The sequence below is a fragment of the Actinoplanes philippinensis genome (assembly GCF_900113015.1).
GTDB classification, from domain to species: domain Bacteria; phylum Actinomycetota; class Actinomycetes; order Mycobacteriales; family Micromonosporaceae; genus Actinoplanes; species Actinoplanes philippinensis.
In genome coordinates, this window is the sequence record NZ_FONV01000008.1 from 51,809 (window position 1) to 72,733 (window position 20,925).

Annotated in this window: 16 protein-coding genes; 7 read left to right on the forward strand and 9 right to left on the reverse strand. The window is 71.5% G+C overall.

Going from position 1 to position 20,925, the window contains the following annotated elements; all coding sequences use genetic code 11:
• Positions 1-35: 35 nt before the first annotated feature.
• Genes BM290_RS21430 through BM290_RS21440 form a run of 3 tightly spaced genes read right to left on the reverse strand, consistent with a single transcriptional unit; the run spans position 36 to position 4,480 of the window.
• A complete protein-coding gene (locus BM290_RS21430) occupies positions 36-812 on the reverse strand; it encodes a metallophosphoesterase (RefSeq protein WP_239143976.1) in 777 nt (258 codons plus the stop codon).
• Between the two features lie 43 nt (positions 813-855).
• Positions 856-3,099, reverse strand: a complete 2,244-nt coding sequence (locus tag BM290_RS21435; RefSeq protein WP_239143977.1) for a putative bifunctional diguanylate cyclase/phosphodiesterase — start codon at positions 3,097-3,099, stop codon at positions 856-858.
• A gap of 37 nt (positions 3,100-3,136) precedes the next feature.
• Complete coding sequence (locus BM290_RS21440) at positions 3,137-4,480, reverse strand: AMP-binding protein (RefSeq protein ID WP_093616805.1); 1,344 nt, start codon at positions 4,478-4,480, stop codon at positions 3,137-3,139.
• A gap of 105 nt (positions 4,481-4,585) precedes the next feature.
• Between BM290_RS21440 and BM290_RS21445 the strand changes: the two genes are divergently transcribed.
• Positions 4,586-6,337, forward strand: coding sequence for an ABC transporter ATP-binding protein (locus tag BM290_RS21445; protein ID WP_143133860.1), 1,752 nt, complete (start codon positions 4,586-4,588; stop codon positions 6,335-6,337).
• Between the two features lie 652 nt (positions 6,338-6,989).
• Here the strand turns inward: BM290_RS21445 and BM290_RS21450 are convergent.
• The 3 genes from BM290_RS21450 to BM290_RS21460 all read right to left on the reverse strand — a co-directional run bounded on the left by BM290_RS21450 (position 6,990) and on the right by BM290_RS21460 (position 11,201).
• Positions 6,990-7,676 carry an aminoglycoside phosphotransferase/kinase family protein gene (locus BM290_RS21450; protein WP_177319829.1) on the reverse strand — a complete coding sequence of 229 codons (687 nt, stop codon included), beginning with the start codon at positions 7,674-7,676 and terminating at the stop codon, positions 6,990-6,992.
• Positions 7,677-7,827: 151 nt separating this feature from the next.
• Positions 7,828-9,972 (reverse strand): 3-hydroxyacyl-CoA dehydrogenase NAD-binding domain-containing protein, encoded by a 2,145-nt coding sequence (locus BM290_RS21455; protein ID WP_093616809.1) that lies wholly within the window; start codon positions 9,970-9,972, stop codon positions 7,828-7,830.
• A gap of 14 nt (positions 9,973-9,986) precedes the next feature.
• On the reverse strand, positions 9,987-11,201 hold the full coding sequence (locus BM290_RS21460) for an acetyl-CoA C-acetyltransferase (RefSeq protein ID WP_093616811.1): 1,215 nt from the start codon (positions 11,199-11,201) through the stop codon (positions 9,987-9,989).
• A 114-nt stretch (positions 11,202-11,315) separates the two neighbouring features.
• Between BM290_RS21460 and BM290_RS21465 the strand changes: the two genes are divergently transcribed.
• Positions 11,316-12,521: a TetR/AcrR family transcriptional regulator gene (locus BM290_RS21465; protein WP_093616813.1), complete on the forward strand. Its 1,206-nt coding sequence runs from the start codon at positions 11,316-11,318 to the stop codon at positions 12,519-12,521.
• A 112-nt stretch (positions 12,522-12,633) separates the two neighbouring features.
• The gene (locus BM290_RS21470) at positions 12,634-14,460 is read left to right on the forward strand and encodes an AMP-dependent synthetase/ligase (RefSeq protein ID WP_093616815.1); all 1,827 of its coding nucleotides are present in this window, start codon (positions 12,634-12,636) and stop codon (positions 14,458-14,460) included.
• 48 nt (positions 14,461-14,508) lie between these two features.
• Here the strand turns inward: BM290_RS21470 and BM290_RS21475 are convergent, their stop codons facing one another.
• The gene (locus BM290_RS21475) at positions 14,509-14,835 is read right to left on the reverse strand and encodes a hypothetical protein (RefSeq protein ID WP_143133861.1); all 327 of its coding nucleotides are present in this window, start codon (positions 14,833-14,835) and stop codon (positions 14,509-14,511) included.
• Between the two features lie 276 nt (positions 14,836-15,111).
• On the opposite strand from BM290_RS21475, the gene BM290_RS21480 reads away from it, so the two are divergent.
• Complete coding sequence (locus tag BM290_RS21480) at positions 15,112-16,113, forward strand: glycoside hydrolase family 26 protein (RefSeq protein ID WP_093616819.1); 1,002 nt, start codon at positions 15,112-15,114, stop codon at positions 16,111-16,113.
• Between the two features lie 43 nt (positions 16,114-16,156).
• On the forward strand, positions 16,157-16,711 hold the full coding sequence (locus BM290_RS21485; protein WP_093616821.1) for a riboflavin biosynthesis intermediates N-glycosidase: 555 nt from the start codon (positions 16,157-16,159) through the stop codon (positions 16,709-16,711).
• A gap of 365 nt (positions 16,712-17,076) precedes the next feature.
• Here the strand turns inward: BM290_RS21485 and BM290_RS21490 are convergent, their stop codons facing one another.
• Positions 17,077-18,024 carry an alpha/beta fold hydrolase gene (locus BM290_RS21490; protein WP_093616823.1) on the reverse strand — a complete coding sequence of 316 codons (948 nt, stop codon included), beginning with the start codon at positions 18,022-18,024 and terminating at the stop codon, positions 17,077-17,079.
• Between BM290_RS21490 and BM290_RS21495 the strand changes: the two genes are divergently transcribed.
• Positions 18,004-18,645, forward strand: a complete 642-nt coding sequence (locus BM290_RS21495) for a TetR/AcrR family transcriptional regulator (RefSeq protein WP_093616825.1) — start codon at positions 18,004-18,006, stop codon at positions 18,643-18,645. The two genes, BM290_RS21490 and BM290_RS21495, sit on opposite strands and share 21 nt — an antisense overlap.
• Before the next feature lie 146 nt (positions 18,646-18,791).
• On the opposite strand, the gene BM290_RS21500 is transcribed toward BM290_RS21495, so the two are convergent.
• Positions 18,792-19,259: a DUF2231 domain-containing protein gene (locus tag BM290_RS21500; protein WP_093616827.1), complete on the reverse strand. Its 468-nt coding sequence runs from the start codon at positions 19,257-19,259 to the stop codon at positions 18,792-18,794.
• Positions 19,260-19,682: 423 nt separating this feature from the next.
• Here BM290_RS21500 and BM290_RS21505 point away from each other — a divergent pair, with 423 nt between their 5' ends.
• Entirely contained in the window at positions 19,683-20,915 is a 1,233-nt protein-coding gene (locus BM290_RS21505; protein ID WP_093616829.1) for a monooxygenase, read from the forward strand.
• Positions 20,916-20,925 lie beyond the last annotated feature (10 nt).

Consider the following 20,925-nt stretch of genomic DNA (forward strand, 5'->3'; position numbering starts at 1 on the left):
GCACCGTACCCCGCGGCGGGGCGTCCACACCGCGATCAGAGCAGGCGGGTGACGAGCAGGTCGCCGCCCTCGAAGACGCCGCCGTCGATGGCCAGGACACGGCCCCCGCCGTACCGGAAAGGTCGTCTCGCCTCCGCCCGGCTGAGGCCGAACCCGCTGATCAACGTGCTGTGACCGTGGACGATGAGCGAGCCGCCGAAGGCGGCGAGAAGGAAGTCGGCCGCCTCCGGCGAATGCAGCTCGCCGCGCCCGCTCACCAGGAAGCAGAAGGTCAGCCACTCGCCCGGATCGGTGCCGGCCAGATGCCCGGCGACCGCCTTGTTCACCGCCTCGACCGTGTCGCCGAACTCCAGATAGCGGGTGCTGTCGCAGTGCATCAGCAGGTGACCGTCCACCAGCGCCATCGCCGGCAGCGCCCGCAGCCAGGCCAGATGCTCGGCGGTCAGGCGGCGCATGTCGTCCTCGCGGCCGCCGAGCGTCATCCAGGCGCCCCAGTAGCCGTCGGCGCGCGCCGCCCAGCCCGGCACCGGCGCCGCCCCGAACCGGTGCGCGGCCAGCAGATGCGCCTCGTGGTTGCCGAGCAGCGCGCCGACCTCGCCGCCGGCCGCGGCGGCCTGCCCGCTGATCCGGCGGATGTCGTCGACCACCCCGATCCCGTCCGGGCCGCGGTCGAAGTAGTCGCCGAGCACCCACAGCCGGGCGTCGGCGCCGCACCAGTCCCCGGTGCTGTCGATCAGCCCGGAGTCGCGCAGGGCGGCCCGGAACTCGGCACGATGGCCGTGCATGTCGCTGGCGGCGAAAAGGGGGCGCACGGCCGGGGACTATAGCCCGTCGATGTGTCGATGTTGTTGAGGGTCACGGGGTGAGGACCGGTGCGGTGAGCAGCGCGGTGATGTCGGCGGCCGGCACGGGGCGGGCGAAGTAGTAGCCCTGTGCGTATCGGTAGCCGAGCGCGTGCAGACGGTCAGCCTGATCGCGGGTCTCGACACCCTCGGCGACCGCCCGCAGCCCGAGCGTGCTGGCGATCGTGCTCAGCGACGAGGCGATCGCCTCCTGCTCGGCGGTGCCGTTCAGGTCGTCGATGAACGACTTGTCCACCTTGAGCGTGGTGACCGGGCAGGTGCGCAGCAGGGTCAGCGAGCTGTGCCCGGTCCCGAAGTCGTCGAGAGCCAGACCGACCCCTAGCTCACGCAGTTCGCGTACCGTCTCGAGGGCCGCGCCGCCGGCGAAGACGGCGGTCTCGGTGATCTCGATGGTGATCCGGTCCGGGGTGAGCCCGTGCCGGTGCAGCGCGCCGGCCACCAGCCCGGGCAGGTCCGGGTCGAGCAACTGCCGCGCCGACACGTTGATGTTGACCCGCGGCCCGGCGGCGCCGTGCTCCCGCTGCCAGGCCGCCGCGTCGGCGCACGCCTGGTCGAGGATCCACGCGCCCAGGTCGATGATCAGGCCGCTGTGCTCGGCGACCGGGATGAACTCGGCCGGCGAGACCACCGGCTGGTCCACCGGATGCCAGCGGATCAGCGCCTCGACCCCGGTGACCAGGCCGCTCGGCAGCTCCACGATCGGCTGGTAGAGCAGCCGGAACTCGCCCAGCTCCAGGCCCCGGCGCAGCGCGGCGGACAGCTCGGCGTGGTGCTGCGCGGTCGCGTCCAGGGCGCTGCTGTGCTCCCGCGCCCGGTCCGCGCCGGTGTACTTGGCCGCCTGCAACGCCAGCTCGGCGCGGCGCAGCAGGTCCGGCACGTCGTCGCCGGCGCCGGTGGCCACCCCGGCGGTCACCGTCACCAGCAGGTCTCGGGTGTCCACCCGCAACGGGGTACGGAACGCGTCCACCAGCGCCTCGGCCAGCCCGGTGTCGTCGCCCGGGGCCAGCACGCCGAACTCGTCGCCGAGCAGCCGGGCCACCACCGTGTCCGCGCCGGTGACCGCGGAGACCCGCTCGGCCGCGGCGCGCAGCAGGGCGTCCCCGGTCTCGTCGCCGAGCTGGTCGTTGAGGGCCGCGAACCCGTCCAGGTCACAGACCGCGACGGTGGTCGGCGTGCTGCGGCGGGCGAGCGTGGCGGTGAACAGCCGGCGGTTCGGCAGCCCGGTCAGGTCGTCGCGGTGGGCCTGGTCCTCCAGCCGGTCCAGCAGCATCGCGTTGTCCAGCAGGGCGGTCAGCTGGCGGGTCACCACGAGCACGGTGAGCACCACGGAGCCGCCGGCCAGGCCGGGCGTCAGGAACCCGTCCCGCACGGTGATGAAGATGAGCAGGGAGGCGACCGCGGCGACCGATACGTACGGCACGAGGCTGATGTCGCGCCATGCGTGCCGCCGCCCGGCGGGCATGGTCCGCGCCGGGCCGGAGGTGTTCACCCGGCTCTGCACCCAAGCGGCGAGCGCGAGGAAGAGGCTGGCCACCGGCAGTGACGCGACGGCGGCGTCCAGGTGCGGCCACGGCGCCAGCACCGGGGCCAGCAGCCAGGCGGCCGGGGACAGCAACCCGATCGGCGCCAGCGTCCACAGCGCGGGCGCCAGGGCCGGGCCGGACCCGGCCACGCCGGCCTTGATGACCGCCGCCACCGCGGCCGACCCGGTGATCATCACGATCAGCATGAACGTCGCCGTGGCGGTGCCACCGGAGGCCGGGTTCGCGATGTGCCAGAGGAAGTGGCTGAAGATGATGGCGGCCGCGGTGGCGACGGTGGCCATGTCCAGGCAGAGGGCGACGGACGCGCGCCAGGAGCGGCGCGGATGCGGCAGCCGGATCACCGCCACCATGGCGAACCCGGCACCGGCCGCGAAGCAGGCGGCCGCCACCGGATTCAGCGTCTCGGTGTCCTCGATGAGCAGCCGGCTGCCGAGCTGGACCACCCCGCCGGCGGTGAGACAGGCCACCGCCCAGGTGAGGCGCCGCCAGAACGCGCGCACCGCCTCCGGTCCGGTGGCGGCGGCGACCCGGCAGGCCACCGCGGCGGTGGCGGTCGCGCCGATGGCGGTCGGCCACAGCACCCACGGGGGGACCGGCCACACCATTCCGGCGCCGCCGACCACGACCGCGGCCAGCAGCCAGAGCACCACCAGGGCGAGCATGGCCGCCGGGCGGAGGGTTGGTCTCGTCACGAGCAGAGAGATCGGCACCCGGCGCTCACCGGTTGAGTCAATGGGCGATCAGCAAACTCTTTTGCACCTTTCCCATCGCGTTGCGGGGCAGGCCGTCCACCAGATGCACGGCCCGCGGGCGCTTGTGCGCGGCCAGCCGGGCGGCCACGAAGTCGATCAGGTCGGCCGGCGCGACCGGATCGGCGACCACGAACGCGGTGATCTGCTCGCCCAGATCCGGATGCGGGATCCCGACCACGGCGGCCTCCCGGACGGCCGGGTGCAGCAGCAGGGCGTCCTCCACCTCACCGGCGCCGACCCGGTAGCCGCCCGTCTTGATCAGGTCGGTGGAGGCCCGGCCGACGATCCGGTGCCATCCGTCCGGGGCGATGGTCGCCACGTCACCGGTCGGGAACCAGCCGCCGGTGAGCTCGGGTGGCCGTACCCCGTCCGGGCTCAGGTAGCCGTCGAGCAGGGTCGGGCCCTGCACCTGCAGGTGGCCGATGGTCACGCCGTCGGACGGCAGCGGCGCGCCGGACTCGTCGACCAGCCGGGTGCCGACCCCGGGCAGCGGCAGGCCGACCTGGCCGGGACGGCGCTCGCCGCCGGCGCGGGCGCTCACCGTGATCAGGGTCTCGGTCATGCCGTAGCGCTCCACCGGGGACCGGCCGGTCAGGGCGGCCAGGCCGTCGAAGACCGGAGCCGGGAGCGGGGCGCTGCCGGAGACCAGCAGGCGCGCCGGGGCCAGGGCGCGGGCGGCGGCCGGGTCGGCGGCGATCCGTGACCAGACGGTGGGCACGCCGAAGTACACGGTGCCGGGGGCGGCGGCGTACGCCTGCGGGGTGGGACGGCCGGTGTGGATCAGCCGGCAGCCCAGCCGCAGCGGGCCGAGGACGCCGAGGACCAGGCCGTGCACGTGGTAGAGCGGCAGGCCGTGGACGAGGGTGTCGTCCGCCGTCCACTGCCAGGCCCCGGCCAGGGCGTCGAGGTCGGCGGCGATCGCCCCGGGGGAGATGACGACACCCTTCGGGGCGCCGGTGGTGCCGCTGGTGTAGAGCACGAGCGCGGCGTCCAGCGTTTCCCGGGTGACGGGCAGCTCGGCGAGGTCGCCGCCGGAGAGCAGCGCCGCCGCGCCCGAGTCCCGCAGGATGTGCGCCCGCTCCAGATCACCGGCGTCCGGTGGGATCGGCACGATCGGGACCCCGGCCAGCAGCGCCCCGGTCACCGCGACGACAGTGGACAGATCCGGCGTCGCCTCCACGGCGACGATCGGCGCGCCCGCGATCCGGCCGGCCAGACGGGACGCCTGCTCCAGAAGGTCGTGACGGGACAGCGAGCCCGACGGGGTGACCACCGCGTCCGGCAGGTCGGCGGATTCGTACAGCGAGGCGAGCAGGCGCATGACCGGATCCTACGAAAAGGCGACCGCCCGCCCCCTTGCCGCGCTGGCATCCACACACCGTTCGTTGTCGCTCCCCGAAACCCCTGCCTACGGTCAGATCTCCTGGTGAGAGGGGACACGATGGCCGGCTGGCGGGACCTGGGCCGGCTGGCCCGCGGCTATCGCGGCCCGATCGCCGGCGCCGCCGCCCTCAGCCTCCTGGGCACCCTGCTGGCGCTCACCCAGCCGCTGCTGGCGCGGGCGGCCGTCGACGGCGCCGCCGCCGGGCAGCTGCGGTGGCCGGTGCTCGGGGCGCTGACCGCGCTGTTCGCCGCGCACGCGTCGGCTCTGGCGCTGGGCCGGTACGTGCAGGCGCACACCGGCGAGACGATGACCCGTGACCTGCGTCGCACCCTGACCGGGCATCTGCTGCGGGTACGGATCGCCGCCTTCGACGACCGCCGCGTCGGCGACCTGATCGCCCGCGCGTGCGGCGACACCACAGTGGTGAAGACCCTGATCGCGCAGAGCCTCGGCACCGGGCTGGCCGGGGTGGCCGGGCTGGCCGCCGCGGTCGCCCTGCTCGCCTGGCTGGACCCGTGGCTGCTGGCCACGGTGATGGTGCTGTTCGGTGGCTCGTTCGCGGCGCTGCTCGCCGTGGTGCGCCGGGTGCGGATCGCGTCGCGTACCGCCCAGAACGCCGAAGGCGCCCTGCTCGCCGACCTGGAACGGGCCCTCGGCGGGATCCGGCTGGTCCGCGCCTGCCGGGCCGAGCCGCTCGAAGCCGCACGCCTGGACACCTCGGCCGGGCGCGCCTACCTGGCGAACCTGCGGATGGCCGGCATGGTCGCGCTCAGCGGGCCGGCCAACGACCTGGCGGTCAGCGGCGCGTTCCTGGCGGTGCTACTGTCCGGCGCCGCCCGGGTGTCGTCCGGCGCGATGACCCTCGGTGACCTGGTCGCGTTCACGCTCGCCATGACGTATCTCGCCGCGCCCGTCTACGAGATCTTCCAGGCGGTCAGCGCCGTCCAGCAGGGCGCCGGGGCGCTGCAGCGGATCACCGAGGTGCTGGCCCTGCCGGTGGAACGGGACCGGCCGGTCGCGGTCGCCGCCGTCCGCTCCGGCGCCCGCCCGGCCCGGCCGGTGCTGGAGTTCCGGGACGTCTGGTTCGGTTACCGGCCCGGCGCCCCGGTGCTGCGCGGTGTCGGGTTCACGGTGCCGGCCCGCGGGCAGGTCGCCCTGGTCGGGCCGTCCGGCGCCGGGAAGTCGACGATCTTCGCGCTGGCCGAGCGGTTCTACGAGCCGGACCGCGGATCGGTGCTGCTGCACGGGCGCGACGCGCGGTTCACCCCGTACGCCCGGCATCGCGCCGCCGTCGGCCTCGTCGAACAGGACAGCCCTCTGCTCGCCGGAACGCTCCGTGACAATCTCCTCTACGGCGCCGGCCCGGTCACCGATCGTGAGATCCACCGTGTCCTCGCCATGACCGGCCTCACCCGCGTCGCCGCCGAACTCCCCGCCGGCCTCGACACCCCCGTCGGCGACCACGGCCGTCGCCTCTCCGGCGGCCAGCGCCAGCGCGTCGCCATCGCCCGCTGCCTGCTCGCCCGGCCCGACCTGATCCTGCTCGACGAGCCCACCGCCCACCTCGACCCGGACAGCGAACGCGCCCTCACCACCACCCTCCACGAGGTCGCCGAGGTGTGCGCCCTCATGGTCATCGCGCACCGCTTCTCCACCGTCCGCGCCGCCACCAGCATCCTGGTCCTCGACCGCGGCGCGATCACGGCCACCGGCACCCACAGCGAGTTGCTGCTCGCCAGCCCTTACTACCGACGCCTGGCGGCGCAGACCCCGACCCCGCAGATGTACGGGTGACCCCGTCCCCACCCGCACCACCCCGTCCCGTGGCTCCCCTCGCGACGGGGCTGCCCCCTTCCGCCCACCAGCGCCCCTTTCGGGCGGCAGCCGTTGGTCACCGTCCCACCCTGTCCCGACGGTTCCGCCCCGCGGGTGGCCGGCTGGGCGGGGGCCGGTTCGGTGGACACCCGGGGCCGCCGGGAGCCGGTAGGGCGGCTGGTTCTGGAGCTGCCCGAAGGCCCTTTCGGCAGCTTGGAGGGCCAGCCGGGCGGGGTGACGGTGACCGGTGGCCGCCGCCCGATGCGGGCGCTGGTGGGCGGGAGTGGGCAGCCCCGTCGCGGCGGGGAGTTACGGGACGGGGTGGTGCTGGTGGGGAGGGGTGGCCGTACCTCTGAGGGGTGTAGTTCCCACGGGCTTCGGTGGGGTTTTACCAACAGCGGGCGCACGGCCGCGGCCGGTGGGACGCGGTCGCGGAGGCCGTCGCGGAAGCCGCCGGTGGTGTTCGGCGACGCCGAGGAGGTGCCGGCTGTCGGCGAGTCCGGCGGTGCGGTGAGCGGGCGGGAGGTGGTCGCCGAGGGCGGTGATGTCGTGAGTTCGGGTCAGCATGCCGCAACGATGAGGTCGTGCCTTGCCGCGTCCTGTCAGCGGGCCGCCGCCGGGCGGGGTGAGGTCAGCCGGGGAAGGAGGCCAGTTCCTTGACGGCGGTGGCCAGGCGCAGGTCGTGACCGGAGTGGATCAGCTCGCGGCAGTCGTGGTCGCCGTCGGTGGCGAGGCGGCGGATGTCGTGGATGGCGGCGCTGATCCGGTCGCGGACCTCGCGGACCATGTCGGCGGCGGTGCCGCGCCAGCCGTACGCGTCGAGCAGCATCCGCAGGCGCCGGGGGCGGTCGGTGAGGTCGGTCCAGCCGTCGTCGGCGGCGTCGCCGCGGGCGGTGAGCGGCACCCAGGCGAAGGCGGTGAACGCGAGGTCGGCGTCGCGGCTGACCGGGCCGGCGAAGTCCCAGCCGACGAAGCCGGTGAGACGGCGGCCGGCGCGGGTCGCGTTGTACGGCGCGGCGTCGTTGTGCCCGATGATCAGGCCGGGTTCCCAGGCGCCGCCCTTGCGCCACCGCGCGTCGGCGGGGGGCACGAAGTCGGCGACCGCCTCGTGGTACTCGCGGAGCCACTGGGCGACCTGCCAGAGCGTGTCGTCCTCACGGGTCCACTCGGGCCAGGGCATGGCGGCGCTCGTCGCGGTGCCGTCGACGGGTGGGGCGCCGTCGAAGTCCGAGTCCTCGAGATGGCGCAGCAAGGCCCGTACCGCGGGGGCCCAGGGTTCCTCGACCGGGACGCCGGGTAACTCCGCGTCGATGTTCATGATCAACCTCCGGGGTGGACGGTAGTCCGGAGATCATCGATCATGCATCGGCCTGTTGTCCGACCGGAAGCTGCCGGATGAAGGAAATCATGCAGGTCCGTGTCTCGTGGCTCACCGGGAGGCCACGAGACACGGATCACGCGTCACGGCGTCAGGCGAAGATCTCGCCGGCTTCCGCCTTGGCCACGAGCAGCGGCGGCGGGGTGAACCGGTCGCCGTAGCGGCCGGCCAGTTCCCGGGCCCGGGCCACGAAACCGGGCAGACCGCCCTCGTACTGGTTGATGTACTGCAGGACGCCGCCGGTCCACCCGGGGTAGCCGATGCCGAGGATCGAGCCGATGTTGGCCTCGGCGACCGACAGCAGGACCCCCTCGTCGAGGCATTTCACCGTCTCGATGGCCTCGATGAAGAGCAGCCGCTCCTTGAGGTCCTCGAACGGGATGTCCACGCCCGGCTTGGCGAAGGCGGTCAGGCCCGGCCACAGTCCGGTGCGCTTGCCGTCGGTGTACTCGTAGAAGCCGGCGCCGCCGGAGCGGCCGGGCCGTCCGAATTCGTCGATCATCCGGTCGATCACCGCGTCGGCCGGGTGGATCGCGAACTCCTGGCCGGCGGCGGCCGCGGCGGCGCGGTACTCGTTACGGATCTTGCGGGGCAGGGTGAGGGTCAGCTCGTCCATCAGCTGCAGCACCGGGGCGGGGTATCCGGCCTGGCTGCTGGCCTGCTCGATGCTGGCCGGCGCGACACCCTCGGCGAGCAGCGCGAGGCCCTCGTTGGTGAAGGTGCCGATGACCCGGCTGGTGAAGAAGCCGCGGCTGTCGTTCACCACGATCGGTGTCTTGCGCAGCTTGCGGACCACGTCGAGCGCACGGCGTACGGTCAGGTCGCTGGTCTTCTCGCCCTTGATCACCTCGACCAGGGGCATCTTGTCGACCGGGGAGAAGAAGTGCAGGCCGATGAAGTCGGCTTCGCGGCTGACGCCCTCGGCGAGCAGGGTGATCGGCAGCGTGGAGGTGTTGGAGCAGAGCAGCGCGTCCGGCGCGACGATGCCCTCGATCTCGGCGAACACCTTGTGCTTGAGCGCCGGGTCCTCGAAGACGGCCTCGATCACCAGGTCGGCGCCGGCCAGGTCGGCCACCTGGTCGGTGGCGGTGATCAGGTCGAGCAGCGCCGCGCCTTTCGCCTCGGTGATCCGGCCGCGGGCGACGTCCTTGGCGACCAGTTTCTCCGAGTAGCCCTTGCCGCGTTGCGCGCCCTCCAGGGAGACGTCGCGCAGCACGACCGGCAGGCCGGAGCGGGCCGCGACGTAGGCGATGGCGGCGCCCATCATGCCGGCGCCGAGCACGGCCACCTTGGTGATCGGCGGGACCTCGCCGATGTCGCGCTGGCTGACCTCGTTGAGGTCGAAGAAGAACGCCTTGATCATGTTCTTGGCGACCGGTCCGGTGACCAGCTCGACGAAGTACCGCGTCTCGATGACGAACGCGGTGTCGACGTCGACCTGGGCGCCCTCGACGGCGGCGGCCAGGATGTTGCGGGGCGCCGGATAGTTCGCTCCCTTGAGCTGCTTGCGCAGGTTGGCCGGGAAGGCCGGGAGCATCGCGGCGAGCGCGGGCGTGGACGGGGTGCCGCCGGGGATCCGGTAGCCCTTGGTGTCCCAGGGCTGGGCCGCCTCCGGGTTGGCCGCGATCCACTCGCGGGCGGCGGTGAGCAGTTGCTCCGGGGTGTCCACGATCTCGTCGATCAGGCCGAGCTGCCTCGCTTTCGCAAGACGGTGGCGGGTGCCCTTGAGCAGCACCTCCAGCAGGGCGGTGGCAAGGCCGAGCAGCCGGACGGTACGCACCACGCCGCCCCCGGCCGGCAGCAGCCCGAGCGTGACCTCGGGCAGGCCGATCTCGGTCTTCGGATTGTTCAGCGCGATCCGCCGGTGGGTGGCCAGGGCCAGCTCCAGGCCGCCGCCGAGGGCCGAGCCGTTGATCGCGGCGACGACCGGTTTGCCGAGTGTCTCCAGCCGGCGCAGCTGTCCTTTGACCTTGGTGGACAGGTCGAAGACGTCCTGGCCGCGGTCGGCCGGGACCGAGCCGAGCTGGTCCAGGTCGCCGCCGGCGAACCAGGAGTTCTTCGCCGAGGTGATGATGACGCCGGTGATCTGGTCGCGCTCGGCCTCCAGGCGGGAGACGGTCGCCTCCATGCTGGCCACATACGCGTCGTTCATGGTGTTGGCGCCGCGGCTCGGGTCGTCGAGGGTGAGCACGACGATGCCGTCGTCACCGCGGTCGTAGCGGATGGTCTCGGTCATGGACGTGATTCCCCTCAGAGCCGTTCGACGATGGTGGCGATGCCCATGCCGCCGCCGATGCAGAGTGTGGCCAGGCCGTACCGGCCGCCGCGCCGTTCGAGCTCGTCGACGAGGGTGCCGAGGATCATGGCGCCGGTGGCGCCCAGCGGGTGGCCCATGGCGATCGCGCCGCCGTTGACGTTGACCTTCTCCGGGTCGAGTTTGAGGTCGTCGATGAAGTGCAGCACGACGGCCGCGAACGCCTCGTTGATCTCGACCAGGTCGAGGTCGTCGACGGTGAGGCCGGCCTTGTCGAGCGCCTTGCGGGAGGCCGGGGCGGGGCCGGTCAGCATGATCGTCGGGTCGGCGCCGCTGAGGGCGGCCGACACGATCCGGGCGCGCGGGGTGAGCCCGGCGCGCTGCCCGGCCCGCTCCGAGCCGATCAGGACGAGGGCCGCGCCGTCGACGATGCCGGACGAGTTGCCGGCGCTGTGCACGTGGTTGATCTTCTCGACCCAGTGGTATTTCTGCAGGGCCACGGCGTCGAAGCCGCCCTGGTCGCCGATGGTGGCGAAGGAGGCGGGCAGCCGGCCCAGGCTCTCCACCGTGCTGTCGGCGCGGATGTGCTCGTCACGGTCGAGGACGAGCAGGCCGTTGCGGTCGCGGACCGGGACGACCGAGCGGTCGAACCAGCCGTTGCTCCAGGCCTTCGCGGCTTTCTGCTGGGAGCCGACGGCATACGCGTCGACGTCCTCCCGGGTGAGGCCGTCCATCGTGGCGATCAGGTCGGCGCTGATGCCCTGCGGGATGAAGTCGGTGGCGAGGGCCGTCTCGGGGTCCATCGCCCAGGCGCCGCCGTCGGAGCCCATCGGCACCCGTGACATCGACTCGACGCCGCCGGCGAGGACCAGGTCCTCCCAGCCGGAGCGGATCTTCTGGGCGGCGATGTTGACCGCCTCCAGGCCGGAGCCGCAGAAGCGGTTGAGCTGGACGCCGGACACCTGGTAGGGCAGGCCGGCGGCGAGCGCCGCGGTCTTGGCGATGTCGGAGCCCTGGTCGCCGAGCGGGGATACCACGCCGAGCACGACGTCCTCGATGTCGGCGGGGTCGACCGACGGGAAGCGGCGGCGGAGCTCGTCGATCAGCCCGACCACCAGCGAGATGGGTTTGACCCCGTGCAGGGCTCCGTTCTTCTTTCCCCGGCCGCGCGGTGTGCGCACGGCGTCGTACAGATAGGCCTCGGTCGTCATCGACAGCTCCCCTGCATGCGAATTGCGACTAACTTTTGCCGATGTTTCCGCTAGGTGTCAAGGATACGAAGCCAAAGGTCGGGTGAACCACAGAGCACCGTTAGGCTGTGCTGCATGAGCGTCGCCGCGGCCGGCGAACCGGCACCAGCAGAGGTCCGCAAACGCCCCAAGAACCGCAAGTCGCAGCTGGCTCTGGCCGCGGCCGAGATGTTCTGCGAGCGCGGCTATCACGGTGTGAGCCTCGACGAGATCGCCACCGCGGTCGGCATCAGCGGCCCGGCCATCTACCGGCACTTCCCCAACAAGTACGCGATGCTGGTCCACGCCACCCGGCAGCTGGTCGAGGCAGTACTGACCGCCACCGACCTGCCCGCCGGCGGCGATCCGGAGCAGCGGCTCGACCAGCTGCTCGCGGTGCTGGCGCGGCTCGCCGTCGACCACCGCCGGGTGGCCGGGCTCTACCAGTGGGAGTGGCGTTATCTGGAGCCGGAGCATCGTGAGGAGTTCCTGGCCGAGCTGGGCACGCTCGCCGCGCGGCTGGCCGATCCGCTGCGGGCGGTGCGGCCCGAGCTGACCGGCCGGGATACGTATGCGCTGGTCCGTGCGGCGCTCAGTGTCTTCGGCAGTCTGGGCACGCACCGGGCGGCGATCGCGCGTGGCCGGGCCGAGGCGGTGTTGCGCCGGGTGGCGTGGGCGGTGCTGCGCGACGAGCCGGCCACCCCGGTGTCGCCGTTGCCGGAGCATCCGTCGCCGGAGCCGGTGACGGGGGTGACGGCCCGGCGGGAGATCCTGCTGGCCGAGTCGATCACGTTGTTCCACCGGCACGGCTATCACGCGGTCGCGGTGGAGGACATCGGCCGGGCCGCGGGGATCAACGCGTCAAGCGTCTATCGTTACTTTCCCGGCAAGGCCGACATCCTGGCCGCGGCGTTCTACCGGGCGTCCGAGCGGGTCACCGAGTCGACCGCGGCGGCGCTGGCCGGGGCCGCCGGCGACGAGGACGCGCTGCGGCGGATGGCGGAGTCCTACGTGGAGCTGACCTTCGAGCGCAGCGCCCTGGTCTCGGTCTATCTCGCGGAGAACAACAACCTGCCCCGGGCCGACCGGCATGAGCTGCGCAAGATGCAGCGGCTGCACGTCGAGGAGTGGGTGCGCCTGCTCGGCCGGCTGCGCCCCGGGCTGGCCGCGCCGGAGGCCCGGGTGCTGGTGCACGCCGGGCTCAACCTGGTCACCGATCTGAGCCGGCTGGTCCGCTTCGACCGCCGCTCGGGCATGGACCGGCATCTCGTCCGGTTGACGCTGACCGTGCTGAAAGCCTGATGAAACCCGGAGAAAGTTAAGCCGGATTCGCATGCTGTTCTTCCCAGGAAGTTAGTGCGCGTTTACAGTCGCGCCATAGCCGTCCGTCTTCGGCTCTCCCAGGAGGCAGCTCATGGATCCCGCCGTCCAGCAGCGGTGCGCCGACATGGCCCGCGACCTGACGATCCCCGCTCTGCTGCACCGCAACGCCACCGAGTTCCCCGACCTGCCCGCGCTCAGCCTGCTCGGCTCGGCCGGCACGCTGACCTGGCGACAGCTGCGCGACGAGGTCGCGGTGCTCGCCCGCGGCCTGGCCGACCTGGGCCTCGGCTCCGGCGACCGCCTGCTGATCATGATGTCCGGCCGCCCCGAGCACTGGCTGATCGACCTCGCCGCGGCCTCGCTCGGGGCGATCCCGTCGACCGTCTACGCCACCCTCTCCACCGACCAGTTGCGCTACCTGGCCCGCCACTCGAAGGCCGGGATCGTCGTGCTGGAGGACGACGCCGCGCTGGAGCGCTGGCAGCCGGTCCTCGACGAGGTCCCGCAGATCCGCCGGGTGGTCGTGGCCGACCGGGCCGCCTCCGACCCGGAAGGCCGGATCATCTCGCTGCGGCACGTCAGCATCCGGGGCGCCGCCGCACACCAGGCCGACCCGGGAGCCTTCGAGAAGACCTGGCGGGAGGTACGCCCGGAGCAGCCCGTGACACTGCTGTACACCTCCGGCACCACCGGTGACCCGAAAGGTGTCGTGCTCACCCACCACAACGTGCTCTACCAGTGCGTCGTCATGGAGCACACGATCGACACCCCGGACCACGCCGGCTCCCTGGCGTACCTTCCGCTCGCGCACATCGCCGAACGGATCCTCGGCATCTACAACCCGATCTACCGGGCCGGTCACGTCACCATCTGCCCGGACCCCGCGCAGCTGCTCGCCGGACTGGTGACGGTGCGCCCGGTGTCGTTCTTCGGCGTGCCCCGCATCTGGGAGAAGATGGTCGCCGGCGTCCAGGGGCAGCTGGCCGCCGCCGACCCCGCGGTGCGGGCCGCGGTCGACGCCGCCCGCGCCGTGGCCACCGAGGTCCACCGGCTGCGCGAGGCGGGCCGGCCGGTCCCGGACGAGCTGGCCGCCCGGCACGCCGCCCTGGACGCGCAGGTGCTCCGGCCGCTGCGCGCGAGACTCGGCCTGGACAACCTGCGGTGGGCCGGCAGCGGCGCCGCGCCGATCCCGGTGGCGGTCCTGTTCTACCTGGCGAGCATCGGGATCGACGTGCTCGAGGTGTGGGGGATGACCGAGACCACCGGGACGGCCACGATCAACACGCCGGAGAGCTTCCGGACCGGGTCGGTCGGGCGGGCCAACGGCGGCATGGAGATCCGGCTGGCCGGCGACGGCGAGATCCTGGTCCGCGGGCCGCTGGTCAGCGCCGGTTACCTGAGCGCCGACGGCGGCATCGAGCCGATCACCGACGCCGACGGCTGGCTGGCCACCGGCGACGTCGGGGTGCTCGACGACGACGGCTTCCTGACCATCACCGACCGCAAGAAGGAACTGATCATCAATTCGAGCGGGAAGAACATCTCACCCGCGCAGATCGAGAACCTGCTGCGGGCGCATCCGCTGATCGCGCAGGCGGTGGCGGTGGGCGACCGGCGGCCGTACGTCACCGCCCTGATCGTCCTGGACGAGGAGATCGCGCCGCTCTGGGCCCGTTCCAAGGGCCTGCCCGCCACGACCGTCGCCGAGCTGGCCGACGACCCGGCGCTGCGGGCCGAGATCGACGCCGCGGTGGCCGCCGCCAACAGCCGGCTGTCGCGTCCCGAGCAGGTCAAGACGTACCGGGTGCTGGCCCGCGGCTGGAGTCCCGAGACCGGGGAGCTGACCCCCACGCTGAAGCTGCGGCGCCGGATCATCCACGACCGCTACGCCGACGAGATCGGCGCGCTCTACGGCTGACACGGGCACCGGCCGGAACCCGTGGGGTTCCGGCCGGCCCGGACAACATCAGTAGCAGAACTCGTTGAAGCCCTCGGCGTAGCCGCGTTCCCAGCCGTCCTCGTAACCGCGCCGGTAGTCCGACTCTCCGCCGCCGCCGCGCAGGCTGTAGGCCCTGGAGCGGCTGTCGCACTCGTCCTTGGCTTCACGCCAGCCGTCTTTACGGCCGTCCCGGTAACCCCTGCGGTAGGCCTTGCTCGGCCACGGGTCACTCGGCTGGGCGGTCTGTGTGGTCGGCGCCGGTGTGGCGACAGCCGGGGCCGTCACGCCGATGATTCCGGTGCTGGCCAGGAAGAGCGTTCCAGCGGCCATGACACAGCTCTTGCGAAGGTTCATCGTTTCTCCCCCGTTGGTCCCGGGGCGCCGGCATGGCGTCCCGGCAACGGAAAACCTACGCGCCACCCGGTGGCGGGGGAGGAGAACCGTAGCCGGTGGCCCATTCGTACGAGTAGTTCGCACCGTTCAGCGGACCATGTCGGACATCGGAGAATTACCCCCTATTCGTTGTGTGCTGGATCATGTTTTGCCTGGTCACCGGCCGTTCGGCTGACTTCGTTCCGGCGAGATTGCGGCAAGATCGCTACGGTCACGAATCGGAAAGCGGGTGCCGCCTTGAAACGCCGTCAGCTGTTGACCCTGCTGGCCCTCACCGGCACGGCGGGCTGCGGCACGTCCCCGGAACCGCCCGCCGCCGCGCCGGCGCCCTCCCCGGCCCAGCGGCTCGGGTCGGCGCTCGCCACCACGGCGCCGTCGCCGTCGCTGTCACCCGGGCCGACGGCGACGCCCACTGCGTCGGCCACCGGCAAGCCCGGCGTCATGCTCGGCTCCTACCTGGCGCTCGGCGGGAAGACCCTGCGGCAGAGCCTGGCCCTGCGCCGCGAGCAGCTGGGCCGCGACCAGCGGATCGTGCACCGCTTCTACCCGTGGGACGGCTACGTGCCCACCGCCGAGCCGGACGTCGCCGGCCACAGCATGCTGATGGTCTCCTGGCACGGCGCGCCCTGGGCCGGGATCCTCGACGGTGGCTCGGACGCCGGCATCCGCTCGGTGGCCCGCAAACTGCGGGACATGGACCGCCCGATCCTGCTGCGCTGGGGCTGGGAGATGAACGGCGACTGGTTCCCGTGGTCCGGGGCGGCCAACGGCCAGGACCCGGCGGGGTACGTGCGGGTCTGGCGCCGCCTGCACCGGATCTTCGCCGAGCAGGACGCCGGCAACGTGTCGTGGATCTGGAGCCCCAACTGGAACTCGTCACCGGACGTCTCCTGGAACCAGATGCAGCGCTACTACCCGGGCGACGACTACGTCGACTGGGTGGGCGTGTCCGGCTACAACTTCTACGGCGAGTCCCCGGCCACCCTGTTCGGGCCGGTCACCCGCCGGTACGGCGCCCGTAAGCCGATCATCCTGAGCGAGACCGCCGCGGTGTCCGGCAAGGCCGGGTACATCAGGAAGCTGCACACCTGGGTCGAGGACAATCCGGCGGTCGGCGCCGTCGTCTGGTTCGACACCGACATCCAGGAGGGCACCGACCACGACTTCCGGTTCGACACCGACGCGTCGGCGCTCGCCGCCTACCGGGCGATGGCCCGCGACCCGCATTTCAACGGCTGAAAATGACAGGCGGCGGCGCGGGGGGTGCGGGCAAAATGCCGGCATGCCTTTCGATGACGTCGCAGGCCTCTCCTCCGCCTGGGCGGCCGGGGAGAGGATCAAGTTCCTGTATTTCTGGAAGCACGAGCCCGAGCGGGACGGCAGTGTCGGCGCGGGTTGCCTGAGCCAGTGGTGGCCGGGCACGTTCGAGGTGGACGGGCGGGCGTTCGCGTCGGCCGAGCACTACATGATGTGGCGCAAGGCCGTGCTGTTCGGCGACGAGGCGATGGCCGAGCGGATCCTGGCCGCGTCGCATCCGCACCAGGCGAAACGACTCGGCGGGTTGGTGTCCGGATTCGATCAGGACGTGTGGGACGCGCACCGCAGCCCCATCGTGATCGCCGGCAACCTCGCGAAGTTCGGCCAGGATCCGGCGCTGCGCGAGTATCTGCTGACCACCGGGCGGCGGGTGCTGGTGGAGGCGAGCCCGATCGACCGGATCTGGGGCATCGGGCTGGCCGCCGACGATCCGCGTGCGGGCGACCCGTACCGCTGGAGGGGTCTCAATCTTCTGGGTTTCGCCCTGATGCAGGTCCGCGAGCAGTTGGCCCGGGCCTGACCGGCCCGGCCGCTGGAGCGCCCGCACGATGGTGGCGTCGACCTGCCCGCACCCGTCGAGATCACCGGAGGCATCGGCCTGCGATGCTTCTCGATACGTGCCCAGGTGCCGCCCGGCTTCCACCGGGTGAACCAGTCGTAACAGGTCTTCGCCGGCCGCCGGTCTCACTGTGGTGTCGAAACGTACGGACATGAGGTCCGTCGACGATCAAGCGGTGTCAAATGGGCTGTTCAAACGGTGTTGAAGAACCGGAGATGGCCACTCGGTAGGTGTCCTTCGCCAACGAGGTTTGTCCCGGCGACGGTTTCTGCCGCTCAGGTTAGTCCCTGGCCGGATTTCCGGCGGTGACCCGTAGCCACACGATGTCAAGGGTGGGCCGGGGCGTCCGCGGCGAAGGCGGCGATCCGTGCGGCGAGATCGTCGGGATGCCAGAGGACGAGGTCGTGGCTGGCTTCGGGGATTATCTCCGCGACGGCGCGCGGCATCCGGGCATTGACCGTGGCCGCGATCTCTCCGGTGTCGTACAGCTGGCTGTGGCCGCCTAGCAGCACCAGCGTCGGCGTCGTGATCCGTTCGAGTTCGCCGTCGGTGAGCGGGGTGGGCGGGATGTGCTTTCGCCGGAAGCCGAAGGTGGCTTTGACCAGCGGCATCGCGTCGTCGTCGCGCAAGGCGAGGTTGCGCAGCGGGCGGGCCAGTGCGTGCCGGATCGGTCGGGGCGCGAAGCTGGCGAGCCCGCACGCGATCATCCAGGTCATGAACTTCGGGCTGACCTTGCCGAAGCCGGCCGGGTCGATCAGCACGAGGCTCGCGACCGCGTCCGGTGATCGCAATGCGTGGCGTAGGGCGATCCACCCGCCGTACGAAGTGCCGACCAGGTGGGCACGGCCGACGTCCAGCCCCGTGAGGATCTCGTCGAGCCATCGGGACCATTCGTCGCCGCTGTCGATGGCTCGGGTCTGCACCGACGGACCGGGCTCACCGACGGGGTCGATCGCGATCACCGGGCGAGATGCGGCGAGTTGGCCGACGTATGCGTGCCACATCAGCGACGGCCCGCCCGAGCCTGGCAGCAGCACGAACGGGGTCTGCTCGCCGGAACCGAGCCGGTGGACCCGGGTGGTGCCGAAGCTGGTGACCACATCGGAGTCGACGGACGAGGGGGGCCAGAGCCGATCGACCAGATCGTCGTAGACGGTGAAGAAGCGGTCGCGGGACTGATCACTGCGAAACTCGCCGACTGGCATCGTGGCCTCCGTCCAACACCTTTTCTGATACGAACGTATCATGATGCGGTGCCGAAACGGGTAGACCATGAACAGCGGCGACGGCAGATCGGCGAGGCCCTGCTGCGGATCGCGAGTACGCGCGGCCTGCAGTCGGCCACCATGCGTGAGGTCGCCGCCGAGGCCGGTGTCTCGCTGCGGCTGGTGCAGTACTACTTCCACACCAAGGAACAACTGCTGCTGGCTGCGCTCGCCTACCTCGCCCAGCAACTCACCGAACGGGTGTCGGCGAGCATCCGAGCGCTCGGCCCGATCACCTCACGCGCCGTCGTCTACGGCACGCTCACCGCGATCCTGCCGACTGACGAGGAGAGCGTGCGGCTGACGCGGGCCTACACCGGCTTCTACACCTTGGTCTTCAGCAGCGAGGCGGAGATGGCCACCCGGCACGGCGCGACCTATCCCGACAAGCTGGAATCACTGCTGGCAACGCAGATCGCCGCAGCCCAAGAGGCGGGCGAGGTGGTAACCGACGTGGACCCACCGCTGACCGCGGCCGCGCTGCTCGCGCTGACCAACGGCCTGGGTTCGAGCGTGCTGGGCGGCCAGCGCGACGGCGCCGCCGCGCTGCGGATCCTCAATGACCAGCTAGACCGGCTGTTCCACACCGGGGAGTCATCGACGGCAAAGGACAGCAGCCACGGATCCTGATTTTGGTAGGGCTGATGGTGCTGTGCCGCATGCGAGCGCCTGGTCCATGATCCGGCGGACGAGTCGGTCGAACATGGCCGAGGGTCCAGCCGAGGCGCGCGGATTCCGCTGACGAGACACCGGGACTCCCGTGACGCTCCGTAGGGCTAACCCCAGACCGCCGCGGCGCCCGAGTCACCGGTTCGATAGACGTAATAGCCGGTGATCGCGGCCAGCACCACCATCACCACGGCCAGCCCCCGGTCGGCCACCCTCGGCATCGAACCGGGCCGGCGCCGAGCGGCCAGGACCAGGATCAGCGTGACCACGCCCAGGGCCAGCGAGAACCAGAACGTCATCGTGCCGAACGCCATGTGATCGTTGATGATCTGCGCGCCGCGCCCTTGGAGGCCCTGCCCGAGCAGCCGCTCATGCAGTTTGTCGCCGGACAGCACGGCGACCAGCGCGGTGATCGGCGCTGTCACGGCGAGCAGCACAACCGCCCGGCCGATCGTGGCCCGCCACCGTCGGAACAGCGCGTACACGATGGCGCCGAGCGCCAGCAGCGGCACGAACACGACGGCGGCATGCAGCACGAGAGCGTGCACTGGTAATCCGTTCATCTGGTCGAACATGAAACGCCTCCTTGATCACGGGTCGGGCGACCTGCCGAGTTTGCTCGGACGGCTTTGAATCGACTTCAACAAATAGTTTTTTGGGTACGGTTCACTCAACTCGCCGGACGCCGGATTCGTACCGGGCGAACCTGAGAAGACCGTTAACGCGGCACTCAGGCAGTTGACTCAATCAGGAGCCGCCGATCGTGCTGCTGCTGTTTCTCGGAGTGGTGCCGAGTGAAGAATGCGCAGCTCGCGAGGTTTTGGTGGCGTCGATTGCGGTGGTGGCTCCACTTGGCCCGAGGTGGTCGCTCACCGGCTCGAGCGTCGAGTCCGCGTTCCTTTCGGTCCGCTGGGACCTATTAATGGTCGTCTAAGGTTCGCTCGGTATGAAGTAGGCGTCAGATGCGAAAGAAGCAACCCGCCGGAGAAAGGTCATAGATGAAAGCCAATGAAAAATCGTTCCAGCGAGCGTGGAGGTTCGGGGCGGCCGCCATGGCGCTGGCGACGACGTTCACCGTCGCCGCGTGCGGGTCGGACGCCGGCAGCAGCCCAGCGCCCGACGCCGCCGGTTCACACAGCGCACACAGCGCGCACGCGGACGCGTCGGTGGGCCCACCGCAGCCGCTGCGGGCCGGCGAGCGGTTCGTCAACCTGAGGATGGCCGAGGCGTACACGCCCACGCCGCCGGAGGGTGGCGGCACGGACGAGTACCGGTGCCAGGTGATCGATCCGGGCCTGACCGAGGCGCAGTTCCTGACCGGTACCCAATTCACGCCGGAGAACGTTGCCATCGCGCACCACGCCATCGTGTACGCGGTGCCGCCGGACCGCGCTGCCCTGGTGCGTGAGCAGGACGCGAAGACGCCCGGTCTCGGCTGGCAGTGTTTCGGCGGGACCGGCGTGCCCGGCGCCGACGTGGAGGGCGAGGACCAGGGCGCGACGTGGGTGGACACCTGGGCGCCGGGCGCCACGGAGACGCTGTTCACCCAGGACATCGGGTTCAAGCTGATGCCGGGCAGCTTGATCATCCTGCAGGTCCATTACAACCTGCTCGCGACCGACGGCAAACCGGCCGGCCCGGACCGGTCGGCGGTGCGGCTGCGGCTGACCGACGGCACGCCGCAGACCCGGGAACTCACGACGTTCCCGCTCGACGCGCCGACCGACCTGCCGTGCGCCGCCGGCGAGTCGGGTCCGCTCTGTGACCGGGCGGCCTCGATCGCGGACGTGACGAAGCGGTTCGGCGCGGATGTCGGCGGGTCGGCGGACCGTCAGGTGCAGGAATGCAACCCGGGTGGCGTGCCGAAACCCGGTGACACCCAGACCTGCGACGAGGAGGTGGAGGAGCCGATGACGCTGTTCGCCGGGTTCGGCCACATGCATCTGCTCGGGCGGTCCATCAAGGTCGAGCTCAACCCGGGCACGCCGAAAGCCAAGGTCGTCCTGGACGTGCCGCAGTTCGACTTCGACAGCCAGCGACTGATGAAGCTGCCGTCGCCGGTGGATGTCGGCCCGGGCGACACGCTCCGGGTGACGTGTACACACGACGCGAGTCTGCGCAGACAGCTGCCGCAGCTGAAGAAGCTGCCGCCCCGCTACGTGGTGTGGGGCGACGGCACCAGCGACGAGATGTGCACGGGCATCATGACGGTCTCCCCCCGCAAGTCCTGAAACAACGCCG